The following is a 23,323-nucleotide window of genomic DNA, read 5'->3' as shown; positions in this document are numbered from 1 at the left end:
CGTCGGTGAGTTCATGTCGTCGCACCATACGAAGCCACTTCCCACCCGACCGAAAGATCCACCCAGCCCACCAAGAGCCATCAGAAACGACCTAGTTCCGTCCCGCCCGGGAGGCTCTCGCCGATGTGACACGGCGAGGCCTCCCGGTGCCGGTGGACGGTTCCGGTGCCGGCGGACGGTTCAGTACGCGTGGCCGTTCGCCCGCCAGCTGTTCAGACGGGTCCGCCAGTCGCGTGCGGCGGGCATCCGCTCGACGACGGTCCTGGCGGCCCACTGCCGCGACGCCACCTGCGTGGTGCGCAGTCGCAGCAGCGGCCGGAGCTCCGGGCGCGCCAGCAGCAGTCTGCTGTTGGTCACCGACCGGGGACGCCAGTGCTCCTTGTACGTCTCCGAGCCCCGCAGCAGGCTGAGCACGCTGCCCCCGGAGTCCGCCGCCAGGTGCGCGTCGTGGCGCAGCAGCATGGCCACCACGTCGACCTTCTTCTCCCTGAGCACCGGGTCGGCGCCGTAGAGGTACCCGCCGACCAGACTGCCGGAGTGCACGGTCATCTTCGCCGCGACGACCTCCCCGCCCATGCGGAACTCGGTGACCGCCGCGTCCCCGTCCCGCACCATGCGCCGGGCCGCCCGCTCCAGGTGGGCGGCGAACCTCGGCCGCAGATGTTCGACGTTGACCCCCCTGCCCTGCCACTGGAGTTCGTGCAGCCGCAGCAGGTGGCCGACCGCGCCGGGCACCTCGTGCTCGGCGACCGCACGGCCCTCGATTCCCATGGCGTCGATCTTGCGGAGCTTGGCGCGGACGCGCTGCGCCCGGCTGCCCGACATCCGTTTGGTGAGCTCGTCGATCGGCGTGGCGGGCAGCTCAAGACAGGTGGAGTCCTGGAGGCGGTCACGGGCGCCGGACCAGCTCTCGTACAGCTCCTCCGCCACCGCTCCGGGACGTACCTCTCGCAGGTCGATCACCGCGTGCGGGGCGGCGCGGCCCAGGCCGTGCCGCAGGGCGCGCAGGGTCTCCTGCGCCCCGTCGTCGTCGACCAGCACGTCGAAGTAGTCGGAGATGCCGAGGCCGACCGGGACGAGCAGGGGCATCGGCCGGTGGACGAGCATCAGCGGTGCCGCGCCGACCAGCCGGTCCCCGCGGCGGACGAGTACCGTACGGAGCCGGCCTCCGGCGGCGTACGAGAGCCACCAGGAGTGCAGCCAGGCGTGGCTCTGGAAGGGCGTGGCCGCGGCGCAGCGGCGGTGCAGGGCGTCCCACCCGGTGCGCAGTTGCGCGAAGTCGTCCGGGTCGCGGCAGAGGGAGACGCGCAGGGTGTCGCGGTTCATGTCGCTCACACCCGCTCCCGGTCGGCGCCGAGTCGGCCGGGGGAGTGCGCCGGAGCCGGTACGGAGGTGCCGGGCGCCCAGCGGCGCCGGGGCCGCACGAGCAGGACGAGCCCTCCGACGAGCCCGCCGGCACAGACGCCCACCGCCGCGGTGAGGGGCACGGACTGGGTTGCGGAGGCGAGGGGTGCGACCGCCCGGGAGAAGTTGACGAGTTTGACCCCGGTGCTCTTCGACATGCCGTTGCTGCTCGTGAGGAGGGCGTCCGCCACGGCGTTGGCGATGTCGGCGGCCCGCGCCGGGCGGTCGGACGTGCCGGTGATCGCGATCATCGGCGAGTCCGGAGAGGTCTCGGTCTGCACCATGGCGCGCAGCGACGTCGCGGGGACACCGGCTGTCGCGCTCGCGTAGGCGAGGGTGGAGTCGCTGGTGGTGATCCGCCCGTACGCCTGCGCGTAGCCGAGCGCGGAGTCGGGAGTGGCCCCCGCGACGGGCGAGGCGATGAGATAGCCGGTGGACCGGTACTCCGGCTCCTGCAGCATCCCGTAGGTGCCCGCGAACAGGGCGCCGAGGAGTGCGCACGCGGGTACGGGCCACCAGGCGGGCAGGGGCAACGGCACGGACCACGGCACGAGTCGGCGCATCCTTCCGGGCGCGGTGTGCTGCTGCTCGGGCGTCTCGGTCATGGGCGGTCTCTCCCGGTTGAGGTCGAAGGGGCAAGGGCGTGCGCGTAGACGTCCATGAGCCGGGCGCCGCTCTGCGCGATGTCGTAGTGGTGCACGGCCTGCGGCGGAACCAGCCGGGGCGCCCCGGTCTCTCTCGTGGCGCGCAGGGCGGCGGTCAGTTCGGCGACGTCGCCGCTGATGCGCCGGGCGCCGGGCGCGTGACCGGCGGGCAGATCCTCGATCGCGGGACAGTCGCTGTGCAGGACCGGCAGCCCGGCGGCCAGCGCCTCCACGGCGGCCAATCCGAAGGCCTCCTCGCGGGAGGTGGAGACGAAGACGTCCATGGCGCCGAGCAGGGCGGGCACGCCGGGCGCCGCGGCGGTGCCCGCGCAGTCGCGCTCGCCGAGCAGATGAACGCGGTCCGCGGCCTCCAGCCGTGCTGCCAGGGACCGCAGGGACTCCCGCTCGGGGCCGTCACCTGCCAGCAGGAGCTGTGCGCCGGGCAGCGCGGCCACCGCACGCACCAGCACGTCGAAGCGCTTTCCCGGTACCAGCCGGCCCACCCCACCGACCACGAAGGCGTCCTGCGGCACTCCGAGAGCCGCACGGGTGGACGCGCGGCTCCCGGCGTCGTGGCGGAAGAGGGCGGCGTCGATCCCGTTGGGCACGACATGGATGCGCGAGGCGGGAACGCCCCATTCGCGCAGGCGTGCGGCGACGGTGCCGGAGACCGCGACGGTCGCGGAACCCAGCCGTTCGGTGGCCAGGTACAGCGCGCGGGTGCCGCGGCCGAGCGGACGTCCCTCGATCTCCGCCCGGCCCAGGGAGTGTTCGGTGGCGACGCAGGTCCGCACGCCCGCCAGCCGCGCCGCGATCCGGCCGTACACGCAGGCGCGGTAGAGGTGCGTGTGGACCAGGTCGTACCTGCCCCGGCGGATCAGCCGGACCAGCCGCGGGAGCGCCGTCAGGTCACGGTTGCCGTGCATCCCCAGATGGGTGACGTGCACCCCGTCCGCGCGCAGCCCGTCGGCGACCGGTCCGGGGTTGGTCAGGGTCACCACGTCGCAGTGCGCCGGGAGATGCCGCAGCACCAGCCGCAACTGCTGTTCGGCGCCGCCCACGCCGAGGCCGGTGATCACGTGCAGTGCCCTCATCGCCCGCCGCCGACCCGTGCGGACCGCGGCACGCCCACGGGCTCGGGCTCGGGTGGCGTCAGGCGCCCGCGGCGAGGGCGCAGCCTCTTCGCCCAGAGGTGTGCGGCGCGGTCGGCCTGGCTGATGTGCGTACGGGGCAGGGCGTAGGCACCGGTCAGCGAACCCGGGTCGATGGCGCAGCCGTACGAGTAACCCGCGTCGCGCACCGCGGTGGCGACCCGCTGGTCGATGGCGCCGTACGGGTAGCAGAAGCCGCTCGGGGCCTCGCCCGTGACGCGCTCGATCAGCCTTCGGCTGCGCCGTGTCTCCAGCCGCAGTTCGTCGTCGCTCACTTGGGTCAGGTCGCGGTGGACGAGTCCGTGCGAACCGATCTCCATCCCCGCCTCGGCGATCTGGCGCACGGCGCTCTCGGTCAGCAGCGGTCTTCGCGGGCCGAGCGGGTCCCACTCGTTGGAGCCACCGGGCCTGCCGGGCAGGACGAAGACGGTCGCGGTGCACGCGTGCCGCCGCAGGGTGGGCAGTGCCTCGTGCAGGAAGTCCGCGTAGCCGTCGTCGAAGGTCAGGCCGACCAGGCCGCGCGCGTGACCTGCGGCGTGCGCGCGCAGCAGGGCGGCGACACCGACACCGGTCAGCCCACGGCGGCGCAGCCAGCTCAGTTGGTGGTCGAGGCGGTCGGCGGCGACGGTGATGCCGTACGGGTCGTCCCGGGGATCGGCCACCGAGTGGTACATCAGGATCCACGGAGGTGCGGCCGTCGGGGAGGGGGAGTGGGAGTGGGGACGGGGGTGAGGGGTGGTCCGGTGGACGCCCCGGGCCGGGTCAGCGGTCATGGCAGAACCTCTGTCGGGTGAGAGCCAGCAGGTGGACGACTTCGGGGGCTTTGACCGCCAGCCCCGTGAGGACGAAAGTGACGGGGGCCAGGAGGCAGCCGGCGGCCAGGCTCAGCAGCGGGTCGGCCACCAGCGGGCCGACCAGCCACCCAGCGGCGGCGGCTGCCGCCGCCGCGACCGTCAGCCGGCCGAGCGCGACGCTGACCGCGCGTACGTCGATCGGGAGCACGCGCGAGCCGATACCGGCGAGCAGCAGCAGGGCGGTGGTGCTGATTCCCACGGCGTTGGCCGCGGCGATTCCGTAGACGCCCCAGGGGCTCACGGTGAGCGCGCCCGCCGCGGTGGTCACCACGAGCCCGGCGCCCATGGCGGCGGCCGGGTACCAGGTGGGGCGGCCGGCGGAGAAGAACGGCCGGCCGAGGGCGCCCACCAGGCAGTGGCCGAGCAGGCCCAGCGAGTACACCCGCATGGCAGTGGCGGTGGCCACGGTGTCCTGGGCGCCGAACGCGCCGCGCTGGAAGAGCACCTCGATCATCTGCGGGGCGTAGCCGAGTACCACGGCGGTGCCGAGCAGCACGATGGTCCCGGCCATGCCCAGATCGCGTTCGACCCGGCGGCGCGCGCGTTCCAGGTCGCCGCGCGCCATGGCCTGCGCGACCGCGGGGAAGGTCACCGTGCAGATCATCAGCGACAGCACCATCGGCATCTGCGCGACCTTCTGCGCGTAGTTCAGGTGGGAGATCGCCCCGGCGGGCAGCCCGGACGCGTAGAAACGCTCGACCAGGACCTGCGACTGCCGGCTGAGGGTGAAGAGGATGACGGGCATCAGGAGGGCGATGCCCAGGTGCCGGACGGTCGCGGCCCGCGGCCGGCCGGCCGGTCGCGGGATGCTCCTGCGGAGGCGCGCGGTGGCCGACGGCCGCGGGGTGCTCCGGCGGGGGCGCGCGGTGCCTGACGGTCGCGGGATGCTCCGGCGGGGGCGCACCACGCCCGACGACCGAAGGGTGCTCCGGCGGGGGCGCACCGTGCCCGACGGTCGCGGGGTGCTCCGGCGGGGGCGTACCGGGAACACCAGCCGGGCGAACCCCGGCAGTTGGACCAGGATCATCAGCAGACTGCCCAGGGCCACCCCGGCGGCGGCGGCGCGAACCCCCCACACCGCGTGCAGGGCGAGCATCGTGGCGATGATGCCGACGTTGTAGGCGACGTAGACCCCGGCCGGCGCCAGGAACCTGCCGTGTGCGCGCAGCCCCGCACTGCAGTAGCCGGTGAGGGCGAAGGTGAGGACGGTGATCGCGGTGAGGCGGGTGCAGTCGACGGCGAGCCGGGGGTCCTCGAACCCGGGGGCGAGGATCCGGACGACCCAGGGCGCCCCGACCATCAGCAGCGCGGCGACACAGGCCAGCAGTCCGAAGAGACGCGGGAAGGTCGCGGTGACCAGCGCGCGGACCGGGTCCTGCCCGGGACCGTCGTCGTCGGCGGCCCCGGCGGCACGGCGTGTGAGGGCGTGGCTGAAGGCCGGGATCAGCAGCAGCGCCATCGCGTCCTCGATGAGCAGCGTCGAGGCCATCTCGGGCACGGTCCACGCGATCAGGAAGGCGTCGCTCTCGACGCCCGCGCCGAAGAGGTGCGCGATGGTCTGGTCACGTACCAGGCCCAACAGGGAACCGGCCGCGGTCAGCACGGCGGTGGCCCAGGCGGCGCGGACGAGCAGCCTGCCGAGCCGGGGCGGTTCGGCCTTGGCGGGGAGGACGGGCGCGGCGGCGCCGGGACGCACCTCGTCGGGCGGGTTCGTACCGGCCCTGGTGTCGCTCACCTGTCTTCCCGCGCTTCCGCCGGAGCCGGTACGTGGACGACCCGGGCGGGCGACGACGGCGGGGCGGTGTCCGGTGCTTGGGCGGCCGACGGCTGTGCGGTGGTGTCCGGTGCTTGGTCGGCTGGTGGCGGCGCGGCGGTGTCCGCCCCCGGATTGGCCGACGGTGATGCGGCGGTGTCCGGGGCCGGGCCTGCTGACGGCCGTTCGGCGGTGTCCGGTGCTTGGCCGGCTGGCGGTGGCGCGGCGGTGTCCGGGGCCGGGCCTGCTGACGGCCGTTCGGCGGTGTCCGGTGCTTGGCCGGCTGACGGTGGCGCGGTGGTGTCCGCCTCCGGACCGGCCGACGGCCGTGCGGCGGTGTTCGCCCCCGGGCCGGACGCCCGCCGGTCCCGGCCGCCTGGCGGCCACACCGCCGGGTCCGGCGTCCGGACGCCGGCCGACAGCCGCGTCACGGCTTCCCTCGCCTGGCCGGCCGGTGCTGACAGCGCCCACCAGGCGGCCAGTCCGAAGACGATCCCGGTGAGGACCGTCGAGGGACCGCCGATGTCGGCGTACAGGAAGTCGACGATCTGCCAGATCGTCAGCCCCACGGCGACCAGTCCGCAGTCGGCGGCCACCACGGCCCGCCCCCGGCCGGGCAGCAGTCGTCGCACGCCGCCCACCAGCACCGCCGCCCAGCTGCCGACGAAGGCGGTGACGCCGATCAGCCCCTGCTCGCTGAGCACGAGCAGATACATGTTGTGCGGCGAGAGCAGCGGCTGCTTCTCGAAGGCGCGGCCCGCGCCGGCCGTGTCGCTGCCCGAGGAAAGCCCGATCGACGCGTGGCCGTCGCGGTTCGCGGGAAAACCCTTGAGGCCGACGCCGGTGGCAGGCTGCTCCCGCCACATGCTGGTCGCGGCGGCCCACATGGTGTACCGGTCGTTGACGGAGCGGTCGGGGGCGTCGGTCACCTGCGTGATGCTGGTGAGGCGCTGCGAGATCATCTCGGAGCCGACGCCGAAGCCCGCGACCAGCACCACCGATGCGGGCACCAGGACCGCCAGGGTGCGCATCGCCAGACGCCGGCCGGCCAGCAGCAGTACCGCGATCGCCGCGAGCACCGTGGCGATCCACGCCCCGCGGCTGAAGGACAGCGCCAGCGGTACGACGAGCCCGGCTGCCGCGGCCGTCGCCGCCGGCCGCAGCCAGGGCGGCGCGTCGGCGGGGGTGCGCAGGGCGAGCGCCGCGGCTGCGAGCAGCCCGTAGGCGACCACGGTGGCCATGCCCATCACGTCGGCGGGCCCGAAGGTCCCGACCGCGCGGATGTCCTCGCCCATGTACGACGCGCCGGTGCCGGTCGCGTACTGGTGGACACCGATGACGCCTTGGACGAGCGCGAGCACCGCGAGGCATCCTGTGACGATCCTGAAGCCCTGCGCGTCGCGGACCAGGAGGACCACGGCCAGCGGCACCAGGACGAACACCTGGAGGTAGCGCACGAAGCCGGTGAGGCTGAGCGGGAGGTCGGCCGAGCTGACCGTGGCGATCGCCAGCCCCACCACGGGACCGCCGAGGACGACGACCGCCGCCGTGGTCAACGGCCGCTGCCGGAGGCGCAGCACACGGACCAGCGCGCAGAGCACCATGACACCCGACGCCAGGTCGGCCGGGGTGACGTGCGCGGCAGCCCCCGACTCCTCGCCCTGGACGGGGGCGGCCAGCAGCAGCACGGTGGCGAGGACAGGCAGCAGCGGCCACCGGCGCGCCACCGCCCGTAACGCGCCGACGGCACGAGGGGGCACGGTGAACGGGGGCGCGGTGGCGGCGGCCCGGGTGACGTTCATGCTCAACTGCCTCCGAGCCGGAACAGGGAGGCGGTGGTGCGCACGAGGATGCACAGGTCCTGCCAGAGCGTCCAGGTCTCGATGTAGTGGTTGTCGAAGCGGGCCCGGTCCTCGATGGAGGTGTTGCCGCGCAGCCCGTTCACCTGGGCGAGGCCGGTGATGCCGACCGGTACCCGATGGCGTGCCCGGTAGCCGGGGTAGGTCTGGCCGAACTTGGTGACGAAGAAGGGCCGTTCGGGACGCGGGCCGACCATGCTCATGTCGCCGCGCAGTACGTTCCACAGCTGTGGCAGCTCGTCGAGCGAGGTGCGCCGCAGCAGGCTGCCGACCGGGCTCATCCGGCGGTCGAGGGCCACGCTCCAGCGAGTGGCCGACTCGTGCTCGTCCGCGGGCCGCAGGGAACGGAACTTCAGCAGGACGAAGGGGCGTCCGTGCAGCCCGATGCGCTCCTGACGGAACAGGACACCGGGGCCGTCGGAGAGCCGGACGGCGAGCGCGCAGGCACCGATCACGGGCGCGGCCAGCACCAGCGCGACGCCGGCCAGGACGATGTCCATCGCCCGCTTGACCGTCCGCGCCACCGGGGTGCCGGGCACGCCGAGAGGCCGTACGGCGAAGCCCCACAGGTGGTCGGAGCCCGTGGTCGTACCCGGCCCGGGGGATGCCGGGGCCGGGCCGTCGACGACCCAGAGCCTGCAGCCGTGTCCGTCGAGCAGCTCGACCAGCGCCTCGGTCTCCAGGTCGGGGGCGTACGGCCGGGTGAAGACGGCGTGCCGCACGTCTGCCTGTACGACGGCCCGGCCGACCTCCTCCGTGGTGGTGAGGACGGGCAGCGGCGCGGTGTCCGACGGCGGGTCGTCGGTCGCGGCGTCGGTCTGGCCCACCGGCCGTATGCCGTACTCGGGGCGCCCGTACAGGGCCACGGTGATGCGCTCGGCGAGCGGGCCGCCGCCGACGATCAGCGTCGACTCGGGGTGGCGGGCCAGCCGCCGGCGGTTCAGCTGGTAGTTCCCGGCCCGCCCGCCGCAGAGCAGCAGCGCCTGCGCGGCGGCGGCGCACACCGTCGTCGTCCATTCGGCCGCGTACCGGGAGTCGTACGCCGTGAAGGCCTCGGTGGTGGCGCACCACTGGAGCAGCGCGATGCCGAACAGCGTGGGCAGTTCCGCGAGCGCGGACGGGGAGAGCCGCGGACGGTAGAGGCCGCGGTGGGCCAGCAGCAGGAGTTGGGCGGCGACGAGCACGACGACCGCGAGCCATGGCCTGGCCACGTCGGGGGCCAGCACCAGGGCGGTGGTCAGGGCGGCCGCGTCCCCGGTGAGCAGAGCGGCGAGGTGCCCGCGCCCGTGGGAGGCCCGACGGGCCGGCGGGGCGGCCCGGCCCCGCGCGGATCGGCGCGGCGCGTGCAGCAGCGCCGAGCTGAACAGGGCCGTAGCCGGGGAGGCCTGCGGCGCGGGAGCGCTCTCTGTCGTCATGGCTGGATGTACTCCCTCGTCGAGGGTCGGGGCGGGCTCGTCGAGGGTCGGGGTGGTCCGAGGACGTCCCGGTAGAGATCGAGGACCGCCGCCGCGGTGGCCCGTACGTCGTGCGCGGTGCGGGCATGGGTCCGGGCCCGCGCTCCCAGCTCCTCCCGGAGGGCCCGGTCGGACAGCAGGGCAACGAGGGCGTCGGTCAGCGCCGCGGGCTCCCGCGGCGGTACGAGGCAGTGGGACCGCTGGCCCGGGGGCAGGCTCTCCCGGGCGCCGCTGACGTCGCTCACCACGACGGGCGTGCCGCAGGCCATTGCTTCGAGGGGAGCGAGCGCCATCCCCTCCCAGCGCGAGGGGAGTACGGCGACGTCGGCAGCGCGCAGCCACGGTCGGGTGTCCGCGACTGCCCCGGCGAACAGGACACCGGGCGGCGCCGAGCCGCGCAGCCGTTCCGCGTCCGGGCCGTCGCCCACCAGCACCAGCCGCGCACCGGGGACGCGACGGGAGATCTCCGGCCAGGCCCGCAGCAGGACGTCCTGCCCCTTCTGCCGGCACAGCCGCCCCACGCACACCACCAGGGGGGTGGCGGGAGGCAACGCGGCGAGCAGAGGTTCCTCGGAGCGGGCCTCGGCACGGGTGCGCGCGCCGACGCTCTCCCCACCCCCGTGACCGTCGCCGTCCCCATCCCCGTGGCCGTCTCCGTCTCCGTCTGCCTCTCCGGCACCGAACCGATCGAGGTCGATGCCGTTGCGGATCACCGCCCAGCGGGAGGAGATGCCGGCCGCCTCCCCGGCGCGCCGCTCGGCCTCGCTGACGCACAAGGTCCGGGTGCTCCACCGGGCGCCGTAGCGCTCCCAGCGCCGGACCAGCTCCGCGGGGCGCCCGTCCACCGCGTCGAAGGACCACGCATGCGGCTGGAACACCGTCGGCACCCGGCCCCGCACCGCGAGCCGGCCGGCGAGCCCGGCCTTGGCGCTGTGCGCGTGCAGGACGTCGGGGGCGCTCCTGCGGATCAGCCCGGCTGCGGTCAGCACCTCGGAGGCGAGCCCGGGGCCGGGTGCGCGGCCGGCGGGCCAGCGCAGTACGTCCGCCCCGGCATCGGCCGCCTGTCCGGGGAGCGGGCCGTCCGGCGGACATGCCACGAGCGCGCGTACCCCTTTCTGCACCTGGGACCTGACGAGGTCGACGACCACCCGGGCGACTCCGCCGTCCACGGGCTGGACCAGGTGAAGAACCGTCAGCCGGCTGCTCCCTGTCCTGTGTTCCTGCATCACGGGCGGCTCCCTCTGTGCGTGGAAGTTGAACTGGCGCGGATGTGTTGCCACTGGGCTCACGCCGGCGCGCGCGAGGGAATCTGTGGCTTTCCGACGGGGTGACGCGCCCGCTCGCCGGTGGTCGCATGCGCGGGAGGGGCGGACCTGTCCGACGGGCCCGGACCGTCCCGGGTGGGGCCCGCCCACGGAGTCGGCACCGCCTCCGGTCGTAGGTCAGGCGCGGCGGTACCCGCGACTCGCGCGCGATCGCCTGGCGCAGCTCGTCGCGTGACAGGTGTGGGGGAACGAATTCTCGACGGGAGGCCGTTGTCAGAGGTGCAGGTGTCCGGAAATCTCGTTGCGCCCAACTGGCCCGGCGCTCCCGTGTTTTGCATGCTAGCCCGCGGGGGACGATATCTCGCCTATTTCACCTGCGCCTCCGCGAGGCAGTCGATCAGAATTGTATGAAGATATTCACGGCGCAGCTCGGAGGGCGCCAAGTGTCGCGCGTCGCAGCACTTGTTGACTTCCGCATGTGAGTACTCCGGGTTCGATCGGACGAAAAATATGAGTGCACCTTCTCAGGTGGCCGATTAAAACCACATCGGACGCGCACGTACAAACAGTCAAGATTCCGCGCGCCGTCATATGGCGCCTGCCGACCGCGGCCGGGTCCAAGTACCCGCGCGTCTCCGGCATGCGGTCGTTTCAATCGCACACACGCGCGGCACCCCGCCCGGAAGGGGTCAGGTGGCGCTGTGGAACGGGATGTTCTTGCTACTCTGCGTCGTCGATCGAACACCTGTGGTTACTTCGGGGAGTGCTTGTGAGGGTCGTATGTGTCGGAGGCGGGCCTGCCGGTCTGTACTTCGCGATTCTGATGAAACGACAGGACCCGGCGCACGAGGTCACGGTGTACGAACGCAATGCCGCCGGGTCAACGTACGGCTGGGGGGTGACGTACTGGGGCGGCCTGCTCGACCGGCTCCGGGTCTGCGACCCGGAGAGCGCGGAGGCCATCCTGGCCGGTTCGGTCCGCTGGAGCGGCGGGGTCGCCCATGTCGGGGGAGACACCACGGTGTGCGACGGTGACGACGGGTTCGCCATCAGCCGCCACCGCCTGCTCGACATCCTCACCGAGAGGGCCAGGGCGCTCGGTGCCCGGATCGAGTTCGAGCGTGAGTGGACGCCGGACGACCCGCTGCCCGACGCCGACCTGGTCGTCGCAGGGGACGGGGTCCGCAGTGCGCTGCGTGACCGTTTCGCCGACCACTTCCGTCCCCGGCAGGCCGGCGGCCGCAACACCTACATCTGGCTGGGCACCACCAAGCGCTTCGACGCCTTCACCTTCAGCTTCGTGGAGACGCCGCACGGCTGGATCTGGTGCTACGCCTACGGGTTCGGTGCGGACCGCAGCACCTTCATCGTGGAGTGCTCGCCCGAGACGCACCGCGGACTCGGCCTGGACACGGCGCCCGAGGCAGACGCACTGGCGCTGCTGGAGCGACTGTTCGCCCAACCACTGGGGGGCCACCCGCTGATGGGCCGCGCCGAGGCCGACGGGCGCATCCGCTGGCAGACCTTCCGCACGCTGACGAACGACCGGTGGCACCACGGGAACCTCGTCCTGGTCGGCGACGCCGCGCACACCACGCACTACTCCATCGGCGCGGGGACCACGCTGGCGATCGAGGACGCCATCGCCCTCGCCGCCGCGGTGCACTCCGAGCCCGAACGGTCCGAGGCGCTGCGCCGTTACGAACAGGAACGGAAGTCCGCGCTGCTCGCGACACAGAGCGCGGCCCGCCTCAGTGCCCAGTGGTACGAGAACCTCCCGCGCTACATCCAGCTGCCGCCCTCCCGGATGTTCGCCCTGCTGGGCCAGCGGCACTCCCCCCTGTTGCCGCACGTGCCCCCGCAGCTCTACTACCACCTCGACCGGGCGGTCGGCCGCCTGCCTGCCCTGCGTGACCTCAAACGCAGGCTGGGGCCCCGCATCGGGCAGCTCGTGCAGGCACGGACCGCGGCCGCGCGAGCCGAGGCGCGCGCCGTCCCGTACGGTGCGCCGGGGCGCGACGGCGCGCAGGAGGAGCGGCAGCGGTAGCCGTACGGGGGAGCGGCTCCTGGGCGACGGCACGCGTGTGTGCGGTCAGACATGGCGTGGCGTGCGGTCAGGTGCGCCGTGGCGACTTCGCCGCCTCGGCCGCTTCCGCCTTGGCCTGGCTCACCGCGGCGTCAGCCTGCTTCACCGCCTCGTCGGCGACCGCCGCGGCGTCGAGCGAACCCGTCGGGCCCGCCGCCGGCCCCGGAGCGGGTGCCGCGTCCGGCGTGTCGTCGCCGGTGGCCGCCGGGTCCGGCCGTACGGAGGGGGGAGGCGCCGGGGAGGGACCGCTGCCCGACCGGTCGCCGAAGGCGCCGGTGACGGTCCGGATCGCCTCGGTCAGCTCTCCCGGGATCACCCAGAAGGTGTTGTTGTCACTGCCCGCCAGGTGCGGGAGCGTCTCCAGGTACTTGTAGGCCAGGACCTTCGGGTCCGCGTTGTTGCGGTGGACGGACTGGAAGACGAGCTCCACCGCCTTCGCCTCGCCGTCCGCCCGCAGGACCATGGCCTGCTGCGTGCCCTGCGCCTCCAGGATGTCCTTCTGCTTCGTGCCCTCCGCCGTGAGGATCTTGGCCTGCCGCTCACCCTCCGCGTGCAGGATGGCCGCGCGCTTGTCCCGCTCGGCCCGCATCTGCTTCTCCATCGCCTCCTTGATGCTCTGCGGCGGATCGATGGCCTTGATCTCGACGCGGTTGACCCGGATCCCCCACTTGCCGGTGGCGTCGTCGAGGACGGCCCTCAGGCGGGCGTTGATCTCCTCGCGCGAGGTGAGCGTGCCTTCCAGGTCCAGACTGCCGATGACGTTGCGCAGGGTGGTCACCGTGAGCTGGTCGATCGCCTGGAGGTAGTCGGCGACCTCGTAGGCCGCCGCACGCGGATCGGTGATCTGGTAGTAGAGCACGGTGTCGATGTTCACCACGAGGTTGTCCTCGGTGATCACCGGCTTGGGGTCGGAGGAGTAGACCTGCTCCCGCACGTCGAGCTTGGTGTTGATGCGGTCGGCCACCGGCAGCACCAGGTTCAGTCCGGGCTGCAGGGTCCGGAGGTAGCGGCCGAACCGCTCGACGTTGTAGCGACGCGCCTGCGGGACGATCCGCACGGCGGACGCCGCGAGGAGGACGACGACGAGGGCCGCCACGAGGATGGGGATGAGCACGGGATCCACTGCGTCCTCCATTGCTACGGGCGAGCCCTACGGGAGAAGCTCGCGGGGGTGGACGACGGCCGTCGCGCCCTCGATCTCCATGACGTCCACCAGCGATCCGGCCGGAATCACGAGAGTCTCGTCCAGGGCTCGGGCGGACCAGTCCTCGCCGGCGAGCTTGATGAGCCCCCGGGTCGCGGTGACCTCCTGCACCACCTCCGCACGCCTGCCCACCAGCGCGTCGCTGCCGTCGCGGGTGAGCGGCTGGCGTGCCACGTACCGCAGCGCCACGGGACGGAGGACGACCAGCCCCGCAGCCGCCGCCACGACGAACGCGACGAGCTGGCCGAGCAGACCGACCCCGATCCCCGCCACCACGGCGGCCACCAGCGCGGCCCCGGCGAGCAGGCCGAACACCAGCGTCAGGGTGAGGAACTCCACGGCACCCAGTGCCGAGGCCGCTAGCAGCCAGACGAACCACGGCATCGCATCGCCCTTCCGGAGGGGCCCTCCACCCAATCTACTCCCGGTTCACCCTGCTGCGGCAGGTCCCGTACCGCCCACTTCGTCCTGGTCCTGTGCCCGGTGGTGGGCAGGGGCTTGACCCTTGCAGTCCCGGGCGGGGCTGCTGGTGACGGGCCCGGATCACGGGCGGGACCATGGCGCGCGCCCGACGGCTTACCGGCCCGCCACTCGTACCGCCTTGCGAAGATCGGCGGCCAGTTGGGCGGCCTCCTCCACGGAGTACACAGCGTCGGGTTTGCTGGGCGTGACCACGCCAACGGTGCTGTGGTCGGCCCAGACGCAAGTCACGGTCGGCTGCCGGTGCAGGGGCAGGGCGGGGGTCTCGCGCTCGGACTTCTGGCACTTCATCACGGCGCCGTCCAACCCGTCGGGTGCCACCGCCTGGGCCGCCCCCAGGAAGTTGCCGTTCGGCCGCTGCCTCAGCTCGGCGAACACGGCGTCGAGCGTCCTCGCGGGGTCCGCCACCTCGCCGTGGACACCGAGGAACGTGAGGCCCTCCGCCCGTGGCGCATCGTGCAGTTCGGTGGCGGCCGAGTACACGTTGACGACCGATCGGGAGTCCGCGGAGATGCCGGTGCCGGCCAGGTAATTCGCCTTGGACGCGTCAAGGGGCCGCGGCTCGTCCGCCTTCTTGGTCACGCTCTTGTACTTGCCGCCCAGCACCTCGGCCGGAGCCGTGAGCCGGTGCGGTCCGTCGTTCTTCGGACCGGAGCCCTCGTCGCTGCCCGCGGTGAGGTACCAGATACCGCCACCCGTCACGGCGAGTGCCACCACGGCGCCCACGACGAGCCAGGCCTTCTTGCCGCCACCTGCACCGGGCGCAGGCGGGGCCTGGGGGTCGAGGTGACCGGGCTGCTGAGGCGGACCGTACGCGTCCGGCGGGCCTTGTTGCGGAGGGCCGTAACCCTGCGAGGGCGCGCCCTGGGGAACCGGTGGTACCTGGCCGTAGGGGCCCGGGTACTGCGGCCCACCCTGGCCGTACAGTCCGGGCTGGTGCGGCGGGCCCTGCTCGTACGGTCCGGGCTGCTGAGGCTGTCCGCCGTACGGTCCGGGCTGGTCGTAGCTCATCGGGCTGATCTCCAGGTGCAGCTGGTGTGGTTCGGACACGGTGACGGCCGCGGGCGTCCCACGGCGCGGGAGCCGCCACGGCTCAGGACGCCACCCGCTCTCCCGTCGGCTCGGCCACCACCACCTGGAGGTGGGACGGGGCGTACTTGCGTGCCTTGGTGAGCATCTTGGCCAGGTCGAACTTGTGGCGCTGCACGGACACGTACAGCGGCGCGGGCATCGCCGGATGTGCCGGCCGGCCCCCCGCGCCGGCCGGCACCACCGCCCCCTGACGCAGCCGTACGCCGATCAGCACCTGCTCGGCACCCTCGGGATTCGCCACGACGAACTGAGTGACGTCACTCCAGGGCAGCAGCACGTCGGCGACCCGCACGCCGGCCGCGTCGAACTGGAACAGGATGCGACGTGAGTCGAACCAGGACGAGATGAACGGGATCGCCGCGACGATCACCACACCGCCCTTCATGTCGAGCGCCCAACCCAGCAGAAGGGCGAGGGCCAGCACGCCCAGGATCGAGCCCCAGAGACCGGCCAGGTCCCGGGACGAGAACGGGCGCGTCAGCTTGAAGCGCTCCCACCGGCCGCGACGCGCGGGCTGGTTGCCCGACCTCGGATTCGGCAGCGACATACGTATCCCCCTGATGTGGCCGTACGCAACGACTGCGCACTGCTCAGGGACCTTAGGGACGGGGGAGGCGGCTCGGCTTGGAAAAATTTGATGTCGCTGCCCGGTTCGGCCGTCGCCGTCGCCGTCGCCGTCTCCGTCGTCTTCGTCGCTCACAGCTCGTGGGCGCCCTCCACACGGCGCGCAGCCGCCATTCCGAGAGGGGTGACACCGGCCAGGGCGCGGAACTCCCGGTTGAGATGGGCCTGGTCGTAGAAGCCACAGGTGGCAGCCAAGTCCCCGAGGTCCGTACCCTCGCGGGACAGCAGCTCCACCGACCGGTGAAAACGCAGCACCCGGGCCGACATCTTCGGTGTCAGCCCGACCTGTTGGGTAAAACGGCGTACCAAGTGGCCGTGACTCCAGCCCACTTCGGTGGCGATGCGGGCCACGGGGATCGTTCCCGCCGAACGTGTGAGCAGTCGCCAGGCATGCGCGACCTCGGGGGAGGGGTCGGGGCCGCCGTCCAGCCGGGTCAGCAACGCGGCGTCCAGCAGATCGAACCGGCGGGCCCAGTCCGGGGTCGCCGACATCCGTTCCACCAGTTCGTCCGCCTCGGGGCCGAGCACGTCCCGCAGTTCGGTCACGGTGTTCGTCAACTCCCGCATGGGCACGCCGAAAAGCCGGTACGCGCCGAGAGGAGTCAGTTCGAGGCGAATCGCCTCCTGACCGCCCGGGTGGTCGCACACCCGGGGCCCGTCCTCCAGCCCGGCGACGAGCGAGCCGACCACGCGCACACCGGGGTCCGCCTCACTGAGCCGGAACACCTGGGCGAACGGCTCCCCGAGATTGATCACTACGACGGCCCGCCCCCTGGGGACGAGCCGCACCCGGTACGAGGTCGCCGCCGCCACCCGGTAACCGTCATAGCAGTGCACGTACGGCCGCAGCTCCTGCCGCCAGGGCCGGGTCACCCGCACCCGGTCGTTGAACCGGGTCGTCACAGCTCCCGAGCGGGCCTCGTCCCCGCCGCCAATTCCCGCCACACCCTGCCCCTTTCCGCCACGGGGGCCACCCGGTACGGTCGTCCCCCGTCACTGCGTAGGCGGGCATGATGGCACGTGTGCCTGAACTGCGAAGCAGCTGACGGACGTTGGGAATCCCACACCCGTCGAGGTGTGACGCGGCGTGTCGGCCATTGTCGACCCGGCCGCGGCCGGGTCTGTGCTACCGGCTGGGCCGCAGGAGCTGGTCGACGGGTGCGTAGTCGTCGGTGAGCCGTCGGGCGTCACCGACCCAGGAGGTGAGGGCGGCGCCGGTGGTGATCTTCCAGCCGGTCTGCCGGGCGTCCAGCGCCGCCTGGGCGGCGGGCAGGTCGACGGGCCGCTGGGAGGCGAGCACCAGCAGGTTGCCGCCTTCCGCGACGCCGCCAGGTCGCACACCGATGTCGGCCGGTTCACCGATGAGGGAGACGTGCTCGAAGGTCTCGCTGAGGGTGGCTACTTTCGCACGTGCGAAAGCCAGTTCACCGTGGTCGATGAGGTTGGCGACGTACAGCCCGTCCTCGGTGAGCACGCGCCGCACGTCGGCCATCGCTTCGGCGGTGGTGAGGGGCCACGGCACGCTGACGCCGCCGAAAGCGTCACCGACGACGACGTCACGGCTGCCGGCCTCCAGCCGCCGCAGGCCGAGCCTGCCGTCCTCGGTGCGTACCTCGATCCCGGAACCCGGCCGCAGACCGAGCCGCTCGCGGTCGACCCGTACGACTCCGCCGTCGATCTCGGAGACGACGCTGCGCGTCCCGGGCCGCGTGGCCGCGAGGTAGCGGGGGAACGTCAGCCCGCCGCCGCCCAGGTGATGGGCCGTCAGGGGTTCACCCTCGGGAAAGGCGGCATCGACCACCGACGCGAGGGCGCGCACATACGTGAACTCCAGGAACGTCGGGTCGTCGATGTCGACGTAGGAGTGCCGCACGCCGTCCAGTACGAGTGTGCGGCCGCCCTCGCGACCCGGGTCCGCGGTGACCTGTACGCAGTGGTACCTGGTCTCGGTGTCGCAGCTGCCGGGCACCACCGTGGTGGCCAGACCGCCCGCGACGACCACGAGGGCAAGCGCGGGGGCGCCGGTCCAGCCCCGCGTTCTCCACTCGACCAGCGCCGACCCGCCCAGCAGCAGCGCGCCGAGGCCGATCAGGATGCCGCTGACCGGCCACCGGGAGATGAGGACGAAGCCGGTGAGGACGGTGCCGACGATGGCACCGACGGTGCCGACCCCGGACAGGCGGCCGACCACGGTTCCGGTCTCGGCGAGCGTCGTGAGACGCAGCTTCGTCACGATCGGCGTCACCGCGGAGAGCAGTGCGCCCGGCACGAGAATGGTCAGCGACGCGATCAGCAGGAGCAACGCAGGTGCCCACTCCGCGGAGGCGCGCAGCGCGGCGGGGGTGAGCGCCACGGCCGCTCCCGACACTCCCAGTGCGGGTCCCAGGAGCCGACGTGGCTGGATGCGGTCGGCGACCAGCCCGCCCAGCCAGGAGCCGAAGGCGATGGCGGCCAGGGCGATTCCGATCACCATCGTGCTGGTCTCAAGAGTGAGTCCGAGATACGGAGCAAGCAGGCGCAGGGCGACGATCTCGACCACCAGGACCGCGGCCGATGACCCGAACACCAGCGCCGCAGCCGCACGGGGACCCAGACCGTGGGCACGAGGCGTGTCCTTGGCTCCGGGCGGGGAGGACGGTTCTGTCACGGTGGCATCCCTTGATTCGCATGCTGACGCCGAAGAATAACCGGGGGCCGGGCCCAACTGACGCCGATTGCAAAGGAGTCAGTGTCCACTGGGTCCTGACGATTCATCAATTCGCTCTTTGAGGCCGGCCGCCGGTACGCGCGCCATACAACTGCTCAGTCGATGACCGCGGTGGCCTCGACCTCCACGAGATGCTCAGGTACGTCCAGCGCCGCCACGCCGATCAGCGTGCCGGGCGCCATCGGGGTGATGCCCAGTACCGCGGAGGCGCGCGCCACTCCCTCCAGGAACAGCGGCATCTTGTCAGGGGTCCAGTCGACCACGTAGACGGTCAGCTTCGCCACGTCGTCGAAGGAGGCGCCGGCCGCGGCCAGCGCGGTACCGACGTTGAGATAGCACTGCTCGACCTGGGTGGCCAGGTCGCCTTCCCCGACCGTGTTCCCCTCGGCGTCCCAGGCGACCTGCCCGGCGAGGAACACCAGCTTCGACCCGGTCGCGATCGACACCTGCCGGTACACCGGGATCTGCGGCAATCCGTCGGGATTCACCAGGGTGATGGCCATGTTGTCCGCCTCCTGTTCGTGCGCGTCCGTGGACTCTCGTCCTACGGGGACGCCCGTGGTCTCTTGTGGTTACCAAGGCACCATAGGAGAGTGGAGCCTGACCTGGAAGAACGCACTTTCTAGTAACTGGGGAACCTTATGGTGACCAAGCAGTTCGGGGACCTGCCCGAGGAGGCGGACCTGCCCGAGGAGGCGGACCTGCGGCGCGCGGACTCGTTGGCGCGGGAGATCTTCTCCGATGTCGCCAACAAGTGGGCGTTCCTGATCATTGAGGCCCTGGGCGAGGGCACCCTGCGTTTCGGCGAGCTGCGGAACAAGGTCGAAGGCATCAGCCACAAGATGCTCACGCAGAACCTGCGCATGCTGGAGCGCAACGGGCTGGTCGAGCGCACAGTGCATCCCACCGTGCCGCCGCGGGTCGAATACACCCTCAACGAGTCGGGCCAGGGCCTGCGGGCGACGGTCGACGGAATGTGCGGCTGGACGCACCAGCACCTCAGCCACATCGAAGCGGCCCGCCGCCGCTTCGACGCCTGACGTCAGGGCAGCCGTCTCCCCGTCCCCGCGAGCCTCGGTCCGGGACGGACGGAGGCAGCGCATGATCGTACGTATGGAGACACCTCCGCTCACGAGCGATCCCGCCGCGTACGCATGCATGATCATCCACAAGCCCGCGGAAGAGGTGGTGCAGGCATTCGTCGACCCCGCGGTCGCCACCCGGTTCTGGTACAGCGGGAGCAGTGGGCCGATGGTCGCGGGGGCCGAGGTGCGCTGGGAGTGGGAGCGCTACGGTGCCTCGGCCGAGGTCCGGGTCGAAGAGGTGGAGGAGGGGCGGCTGATCCGGTTCCAGTGGGGCAACTACGAGCAGCCGACCACGGTCGAGTTGCGGTGCACCCCACGCGCGGCCGGGAGCACCTTCGTCGAGGTGACCGAGACAGGATTCCAGGGCTCGAAGGATGACACCGTCCGCTGGGTCAACGACACCGTCGGTGGCTTCACCACGGTCCTGTGCGCGCTGAAGTGCCTGCTTGAGCACGGTATCGAGCTCAACGCCGTCGCCGACCACCACCCGGCCTGACGGGAGCCGTCGGCCGGCCGCGGCGTGCCGTCCGTTCAGGGCCGCGGCCCCAACGGCACACAGGGGACGTCGAGTGCGCACGGGATGTGAAGTGCGCACGGGGACGCCGAGCGCGCACGGGGTGTACTCGGTGCGCTCCTGGACGCGGCGCACACCTCTAGGCAACCGGTGAACCCCCGGCCCACACTCGGGATTACCGCAGCAGGCTCGTACGGCGTCCCCCCAGACATTCCTACGAGCTTGCTGTTCGACAGGCGGGGCATCGCCACACGACCGGCCCCGCCCATCAACCCCGGAGGTTCCCCCATGGCCCTCACTTCGCTCAGACGGCGCGCGACCACCACTGTGTCCGCGCTGGCCCTGGCCGCGGCGGCGCTCGTGCTGCCCGGTGCCGGTACCGCGCACGCGTCGGTCGATCTGGTCACCTGCCCGCTCGGCACCGAGACCATCAGTTACTCGCCCGGCCTGAAGTACCCGTCCACCCCGGCCCCGAACGTCTCCCTCAGCGCGACCGGCACCGTGGGCCCGTGCGTGTCGCTCGACCTGAACCACACCGCCGGAGCCGTGACCTTCAACGGCAGCGGCCCCCTCAACTGCCTCGGCGGCAACTCCAGCGGGACCGGAAAGATCGACTGGGTCAACGCGGGCACCACCGACAGCAAGTTCAACTTCACCGGAGGTGTCTCGCTACGACCCAATGGCATCACCGTTCTGGTTCTCACCGGGCAGGTCACCTCGGGTGACTACGCCGGCAAGACAGTCATCAACACCATCACCCTCCTCAGCACCGACATCACCGCGTGCCTCAGCCCCACGGGCCTGACCAGCAGCGCGGGGCCCATCACCATCACCATCCTCTGAATCCCCTGACCCCCCCCGCCCCGCCGAGCGATGTTCTCGTGCTACTCACCGCTCTGCCCGGCCCGGGTGTGTCGAACGGCGCCGCGGCCACCCCTGGCCGCGGCGCCGTTCGTCCGCCGTCAGGGGGCCGGAGCGGACCACCGGTACGACCTCACCCCTCATCCATCACCACCACCGCCCGGTGCAGAATCACTCCCATGGACAACACACCTACGGCCAGCACGCCTCAAAGCACTACCGAGTCAGGCCTGTTGGCCGGAAAGGTCGCCTTCATCACGGGAGCCGGCCGAGGTATCGGCGCCGCAGCCGCCCGGCTGTTCGCCCGGGAGGGTGCCAAGGTGCTGCTCGCGGCCCGGACGGAGCACGAGTTGAAGGCGGTGACCGAGGAAGTCCGGGCGGCAGGCGGCACCGCGGACTACGCGGTGTGCGACATCTCGGACGCGGCCGGCGTGCGTGCGGCCGTCGACCGCGCCGTGGAGTTGTACGGCAGGCTCGACGTCGCCTTCAACAACGCCGCGACGGGAATCCCTCCCGGCCCCATGGACCAGGTCACCGAGGCCGACTTCGACCACATCTACGCCGTGAACCTCAAGGGCCCGTGGCTGGCCATGGTCGCCGAGGTCGCCGCCATCCGCGCCACCGCGGGAACGGGCGCCATCGTCAACAACTCCAGCGTCGGCAGCCTGCGGGGCAACCCCGAGCTGCCCGCCTACGGTGCGACGAAGCGGGCGCTCAACAGCCTCACCGAGTCGGCTGCCGTCACTTACGGCCCGGAGGGCATCCGGGTCAACGCGATCGCCCCCGGCACCACGCTGACCGAGATGATCCGTGCCTGGGAAGCGAACACGCCCGGCGTCATCGACCGGCTCAACGCGAAGACCCCACTGCGGCGTGCTGCCGAGCCCGACGAGATCGCCCAGGCCGCCGCCTGGCTCCTCAGCGACCGTTCGTCCTACGTGACCGGCACCGTCCTGCGGGTCGACGGCGGCATGCGGGCCTGAAGGCCGGCGGGTGAGTCACGTGGGGGGCTCCACCTGGCCCGCCGCGGAACACAGATGCGGCGGGCGGAGCCTCAGGCGCGGTGGACGCGGCCGCGTGACATGACGAACCGGACCCGCCCGGTGGCCCCGATGTCGGTCAGCGGGTCGCCGGCCACCGCGACGAGGTCGGCGGCCAGGCCGGTCGCGATGCGTCCCAGGCGGGGCTGTCGCAGCAGTCGCGCCGCGGTGGTGGTGGCGGAACGCAGGGCGCGCAGGGGGGTCATGCCGTTCTTCACGAGGGCGGCGAACTCGCGCCAGTTCTCCGCGTGGGGGAACATTCCCGCGTCGGTCCCGAAGGCGATGCGGGCACCGCTGGCAGCGGGGAGCGACGCGCCGGCGCGCAGTGTGTCGGCGTGGCGTCGGTAGGCGGCGCGCAAATAGTCCGCCTTGTCGCGCCAGAACTCGTCGTCGTCCAAGCGGTCCAGGTAGTAGGACTGGGCGTACTGGGTGGGTACCAGATACACCCCGGCCTCGGCGATCATCGCGAGGGTTTCCGCACCGGCCAGGCATCCGTGCTCGATGCTACGGACTCCGGCCCGTACGGCCCGTTGCACGGACTCGTCCGAGAAGGCGTGGGCGGCGCAGGGCAGCCCTCGGTCCGTGGCCGTCGCCACGAGCGCGTTCATCTCCTCCTGTGTGTAGCCGGAGTGCAGCGGGTCGTCGGCGGGTGAGGAGAAACCGCCGCCAGCCGCGAACTTGACCCAGTCGGCTCCGTAGCGGCTCTGCTCGCGCACGAGCCGGCGTACCCCGTCGGCGCCGTCGGCAACGGTGCCCACCTCCAGCCCGTACCGCTCGGCCAGGGCCGGTGTCTTGTCCCCGTGGCCACCGCGCGCGGAGAGGATGTTGGGGGCCACGAACACGCGAGGTCCCGGGACCAGCCCGTCCTCGACGGCCCGTTGCAGCGCCACGTTGAGGGCGCCGTCCGCCGAGCCCAGATCCCGTACGGTGGTGAAGCCGTGATCGAGCAGCGTGCGCAGGAGCGGAACGGCGTTGAGCAGCTGGTACCCGGGCGTGTCGGTGTCGAGTTCGTCATCGATGAGGTGGACGTGGCAGTCGATGAAGCCCGGCAGCAGCGTCAGTCCCGGGAGCGGCACCACCTGGGTCGCCGGCCCCGGTTCCAGTTCCGTGCCGAGTTCGACGATCTCGTCGCCCCGGGTACGTACCAGCAGACCGGCCTTGGGCTCGTCTTCGGCGCCGTCCCACACCTGCGCGGGGCACAGGAGCACGTCAGGAGGGTCGGATTCAGACATGTGTACCTGCCTCA

20 protein-coding genes and 1 pseudogene are annotated in these 23,323 nt (G+C 72.2%); 5 read left to right on the top strand and 16 right to left on the bottom strand.

Annotated elements, in window-relative coordinates; translation table 11 throughout:
- Nucleotides 1-180: 180 nt before the first annotated feature.
- The 8 genes and pseudogenes from ACIQM4_RS26350 to ACIQM4_RS26315 all read right to left on the bottom strand — a co-directional run bounded on the left by ACIQM4_RS26350 (nucleotide 181) and on the right by ACIQM4_RS26315 (nucleotide 10,348).
- Nucleotides 181-1,326, bottom strand: coding sequence for a GNAT family N-acetyltransferase (locus tag ACIQM4_RS26350; RefSeq protein ID WP_401596275.1), 1,146 nt, complete (start codon nucleotides 1,324-1,326; stop codon nucleotides 181-183).
- Between the two features lie 5 nt (nucleotides 1,327-1,331).
- Nucleotides 1,332-2,009, bottom strand: coding sequence for a lipopolysaccharide biosynthesis protein (locus ACIQM4_RS26345; protein ID WP_401596242.1), 678 nt, complete (start codon nucleotides 2,007-2,009; stop codon nucleotides 1,332-1,334).
- Nucleotides 2,006-3,142, bottom strand: coding sequence for a glycosyltransferase (locus tag ACIQM4_RS26340; RefSeq protein WP_401596239.1), 1,137 nt, complete (start codon nucleotides 3,140-3,142; stop codon nucleotides 2,006-2,008). The genes ACIQM4_RS26345 and ACIQM4_RS26340 overlap by 4 nt, the downstream gene beginning before the upstream one ends.
- A complete protein-coding gene (locus tag ACIQM4_RS26335) occupies nucleotides 3,139-3,972 on the bottom strand; it encodes a polysaccharide deacetylase family protein (RefSeq protein ID WP_401596237.1) in 834 nt (277 codons plus the stop codon). Before ACIQM4_RS26335 ends, ACIQM4_RS26340 begins: the two co-directional genes overlap by 4 nt.
- On the bottom strand, nucleotides 3,962-5,788 hold the full coding sequence (locus ACIQM4_RS26330) for a lipid II flippase MurJ (protein ID WP_401596234.1): 1,827 nt from the start codon (nucleotides 5,786-5,788) through the stop codon (nucleotides 3,962-3,964). The genes ACIQM4_RS26335 and ACIQM4_RS26330 overlap by 11 nt, the downstream gene beginning before the upstream one ends.
- Before the next feature lie 470 nt (nucleotides 5,789-6,258).
- Nucleotides 6,259-7,608, bottom strand: a pseudogene (locus tag ACIQM4_RS26325) (O-antigen ligase family protein); the annotation flags it as partial.
- 2 nt (nucleotides 7,609-7,610) lie between these two features.
- Complete coding sequence (locus tag ACIQM4_RS26320) at nucleotides 7,611-9,080, bottom strand: sugar transferase (protein WP_401596232.1); 1,470 nt, start codon at nucleotides 9,078-9,080, stop codon at nucleotides 7,611-7,613.
- A complete protein-coding gene (locus ACIQM4_RS26315) occupies nucleotides 9,077-10,348 on the bottom strand; it encodes a glycosyltransferase family 4 protein (RefSeq protein WP_401596229.1) in 1,272 nt (423 codons plus the stop codon). The genes ACIQM4_RS26320 and ACIQM4_RS26315 overlap by 4 nt, the downstream gene beginning before the upstream one ends.
- An 805-nt stretch (nucleotides 10,349-11,153) precedes the next feature.
- Between ACIQM4_RS26315 and ACIQM4_RS26310 the strand changes: the two genes are divergently transcribed.
- Nucleotides 11,154-12,431 carry an FAD-dependent monooxygenase gene (locus tag ACIQM4_RS26310; RefSeq protein WP_401596226.1) on the top strand — a complete coding sequence of 426 codons (1,278 nt, stop codon included), beginning with the start codon at nucleotides 11,154-11,156 and terminating at the stop codon, nucleotides 12,429-12,431.
- 67 nt (nucleotides 12,432-12,498) lie between these two features.
- Here ACIQM4_RS26310 and ACIQM4_RS26305 read toward each other — a convergent pair whose 3' ends face one another.
- The 7 genes from ACIQM4_RS26305 to ACIQM4_RS26275 all read right to left on the bottom strand — a co-directional run bounded on the left by ACIQM4_RS26305 (nucleotide 12,499) and on the right by ACIQM4_RS26275 (nucleotide 19,080).
- Nucleotides 12,499-13,593, bottom strand: a complete 1,095-nt coding sequence (locus ACIQM4_RS26305; RefSeq protein WP_401596223.1) for an SPFH domain-containing protein — start codon at nucleotides 13,591-13,593, stop codon at nucleotides 12,499-12,501.
- A 27-nt stretch (nucleotides 13,594-13,620) separates the two neighbouring features.
- Nucleotides 13,621-14,058, bottom strand: a complete 438-nt coding sequence (locus ACIQM4_RS26300) for an NfeD family protein (protein ID WP_401596221.1) — start codon at nucleotides 14,056-14,058, stop codon at nucleotides 13,621-13,623.
- A gap of 192 nt (nucleotides 14,059-14,250) precedes the next feature.
- The gene (locus ACIQM4_RS26295) at nucleotides 14,251-15,204 is read right to left on the bottom strand and encodes a hypothetical protein (protein ID WP_401596218.1); all 954 of its coding nucleotides are present in this window, start codon (nucleotides 15,202-15,204) and stop codon (nucleotides 14,251-14,253) included.
- Nucleotides 15,205-15,247: 43 nt separating this feature from the next.
- Nucleotides 15,248-15,793 (bottom strand): hypothetical protein, encoded by a 546-nt coding sequence (locus ACIQM4_RS26290; protein ID WP_401596215.1) that lies wholly within the window; start codon nucleotides 15,791-15,793, stop codon nucleotides 15,248-15,250.
- A 149-nt stretch (nucleotides 15,794-15,942) separates the two neighbouring features.
- Nucleotides 15,943-16,815, bottom strand: coding sequence for a helix-turn-helix domain-containing protein (locus ACIQM4_RS26285; protein ID WP_401596212.1), 873 nt, complete (start codon nucleotides 16,813-16,815; stop codon nucleotides 15,943-15,945).
- A 181-nt stretch (nucleotides 16,816-16,996) separates the two neighbouring features.
- Nucleotides 16,997-18,517, bottom strand: coding sequence for a fused MFS/spermidine synthase (locus tag ACIQM4_RS26280; RefSeq protein WP_401596210.1), 1,521 nt, complete (start codon nucleotides 18,515-18,517; stop codon nucleotides 16,997-16,999).
- A gap of 155 nt (nucleotides 18,518-18,672) precedes the next feature.
- Nucleotides 18,673-19,080 carry a RidA family protein gene (locus ACIQM4_RS26275; protein ID WP_401596208.1) on the bottom strand — a complete coding sequence of 136 codons (408 nt, stop codon included), beginning with the start codon at nucleotides 19,078-19,080 and terminating at the stop codon, nucleotides 18,673-18,675.
- Nucleotides 19,081-19,218: 138 nt separating this feature from the next.
- Here ACIQM4_RS26275 and ACIQM4_RS26270 point away from each other — a divergent pair, with 138 nt between their 5' ends.
- The 4 genes from ACIQM4_RS26270 (at nucleotide 19,219) to ACIQM4_RS26255 (ending at nucleotide 22,020) form a co-directional block, all read left to right on the top strand.
- Entirely contained in the window at nucleotides 19,219-19,617 is a 399-nt protein-coding gene (locus tag ACIQM4_RS26270; protein ID WP_401596205.1) for a winged helix-turn-helix transcriptional regulator, read from the top strand.
- Between the two features lie 61 nt (nucleotides 19,618-19,678).
- Entirely contained in the window at nucleotides 19,679-20,158 is a 480-nt protein-coding gene (locus tag ACIQM4_RS26265) for an SRPBCC domain-containing protein (RefSeq protein ID WP_401596202.1), read from the top strand.
- A gap of 306 nt (nucleotides 20,159-20,464) precedes the next feature.
- On the top strand, nucleotides 20,465-21,019 hold the full coding sequence (locus ACIQM4_RS26260; RefSeq protein ID WP_401596200.1) for a hypothetical protein: 555 nt from the start codon (nucleotides 20,465-20,467) through the stop codon (nucleotides 21,017-21,019).
- 197 nt (nucleotides 21,020-21,216) lie between these two features.
- Entirely contained in the window at nucleotides 21,217-22,020 is an 804-nt protein-coding gene (locus ACIQM4_RS26255) for an SDR family NAD(P)-dependent oxidoreductase (RefSeq protein WP_401596197.1), read from the top strand.
- A 71-nt stretch (nucleotides 22,021-22,091) separates the two neighbouring features.
- Here the strand turns inward: ACIQM4_RS26255 and ACIQM4_RS26250 are convergent, their stop codons facing one another.
- A complete protein-coding gene (locus ACIQM4_RS26250) occupies nucleotides 22,092-23,309 on the bottom strand; it encodes an amidohydrolase family protein (RefSeq protein WP_401596195.1) in 1,218 nt (405 codons plus the stop codon).
- Between the last annotated feature and the right edge of the window lie 14 nt (nucleotides 23,310-23,323).

The organism is Streptomyces sp. NPDC091272, assembly GCF_044757485.1.
In the GTDB taxonomy this organism is placed as follows: Bacteria; Actinomycetota; Actinomycetes; order Streptomycetales; family Streptomycetaceae; genus Streptomyces.
Note: the sequence above shows the minus strand (reverse complement) of the source record. Positions and strands in the feature narration are given on the sequence as shown.

Excerpts from the sequence above, each read along its gene's own strand:
- ACIQM4_RS26350 (WP_401596275.1), bottom strand. The coding sequence starts at position 1,326 with ATGAACCGCGACACCCTGCGCGTCTCCCTCTGCCGCGACCCGGACGAC.
- ACIQM4_RS26345 (WP_401596242.1), bottom strand. The coding sequence starts at position 2,009 with ATGACCGAGACGCCCGAGCAGCAGCACACCGCGCCCGGAAGGATGCGC.
- ACIQM4_RS26340 (WP_401596239.1), bottom strand. The coding sequence starts at position 3,142 with ATGAGGGCACTGCACGTGATCACCGGCCTCGGCGTGGGCGGCGCCGAA.
- ACIQM4_RS26335 (WP_401596237.1), bottom strand. The coding sequence starts at position 3,972 with ATGACCGCTGACCCGGCCCGGGGCGTCCACCGGACCACCCCTCACCCC.
- ACIQM4_RS26320 (WP_401596232.1), bottom strand. The coding sequence starts at position 9,080 with ATGACGACAGAGAGCGCTCCCGCGCCGCAGGCCTCCCCGGCTACGGCC.
- ACIQM4_RS26300 (WP_401596221.1), bottom strand. The coding sequence starts at position 14,058 with ATGCCGTGGTTCGTCTGGCTGCTAGCGGCCTCGGCACTGGGTGCCGTG.
- ACIQM4_RS26290 (WP_401596215.1), bottom strand. The coding sequence starts at position 15,793 with ATGTCGCTGCCGAATCCGAGGTCGGGCAACCAGCCCGCGCGTCGCGGC.
- ACIQM4_RS26275 (WP_401596208.1), bottom strand. The coding sequence starts at position 19,080 with ATGGCCATCACCCTGGTGAATCCCGACGGATTGCCGCAGATCCCGGTG.
- ACIQM4_RS26270 (WP_401596205.1), top strand. The coding sequence starts at position 19,219 with ATGGTGACCAAGCAGTTCGGGGACCTGCCCGAGGAGGCGGACCTGCCC.
- ACIQM4_RS26265 (WP_401596202.1), top strand. The coding sequence starts at position 19,679 with ATGATCGTACGTATGGAGACACCTCCGCTCACGAGCGATCCCGCCGCG.
- ACIQM4_RS26260 (WP_401596200.1), top strand. The coding sequence starts at position 20,465 with ATGGCCCTCACTTCGCTCAGACGGCGCGCGACCACCACTGTGTCCGCG.
- ACIQM4_RS26255 (WP_401596197.1), top strand. The coding sequence starts at position 21,217 with ATGGACAACACACCTACGGCCAGCACGCCTCAAAGCACTACCGAGTCA.
- ACIQM4_RS26250 (WP_401596195.1), bottom strand. The coding sequence starts at position 23,309 with ATGTCTGAATCCGACCCTCCTGACGTGCTCCTGTGCCCCGCGCAGGTG.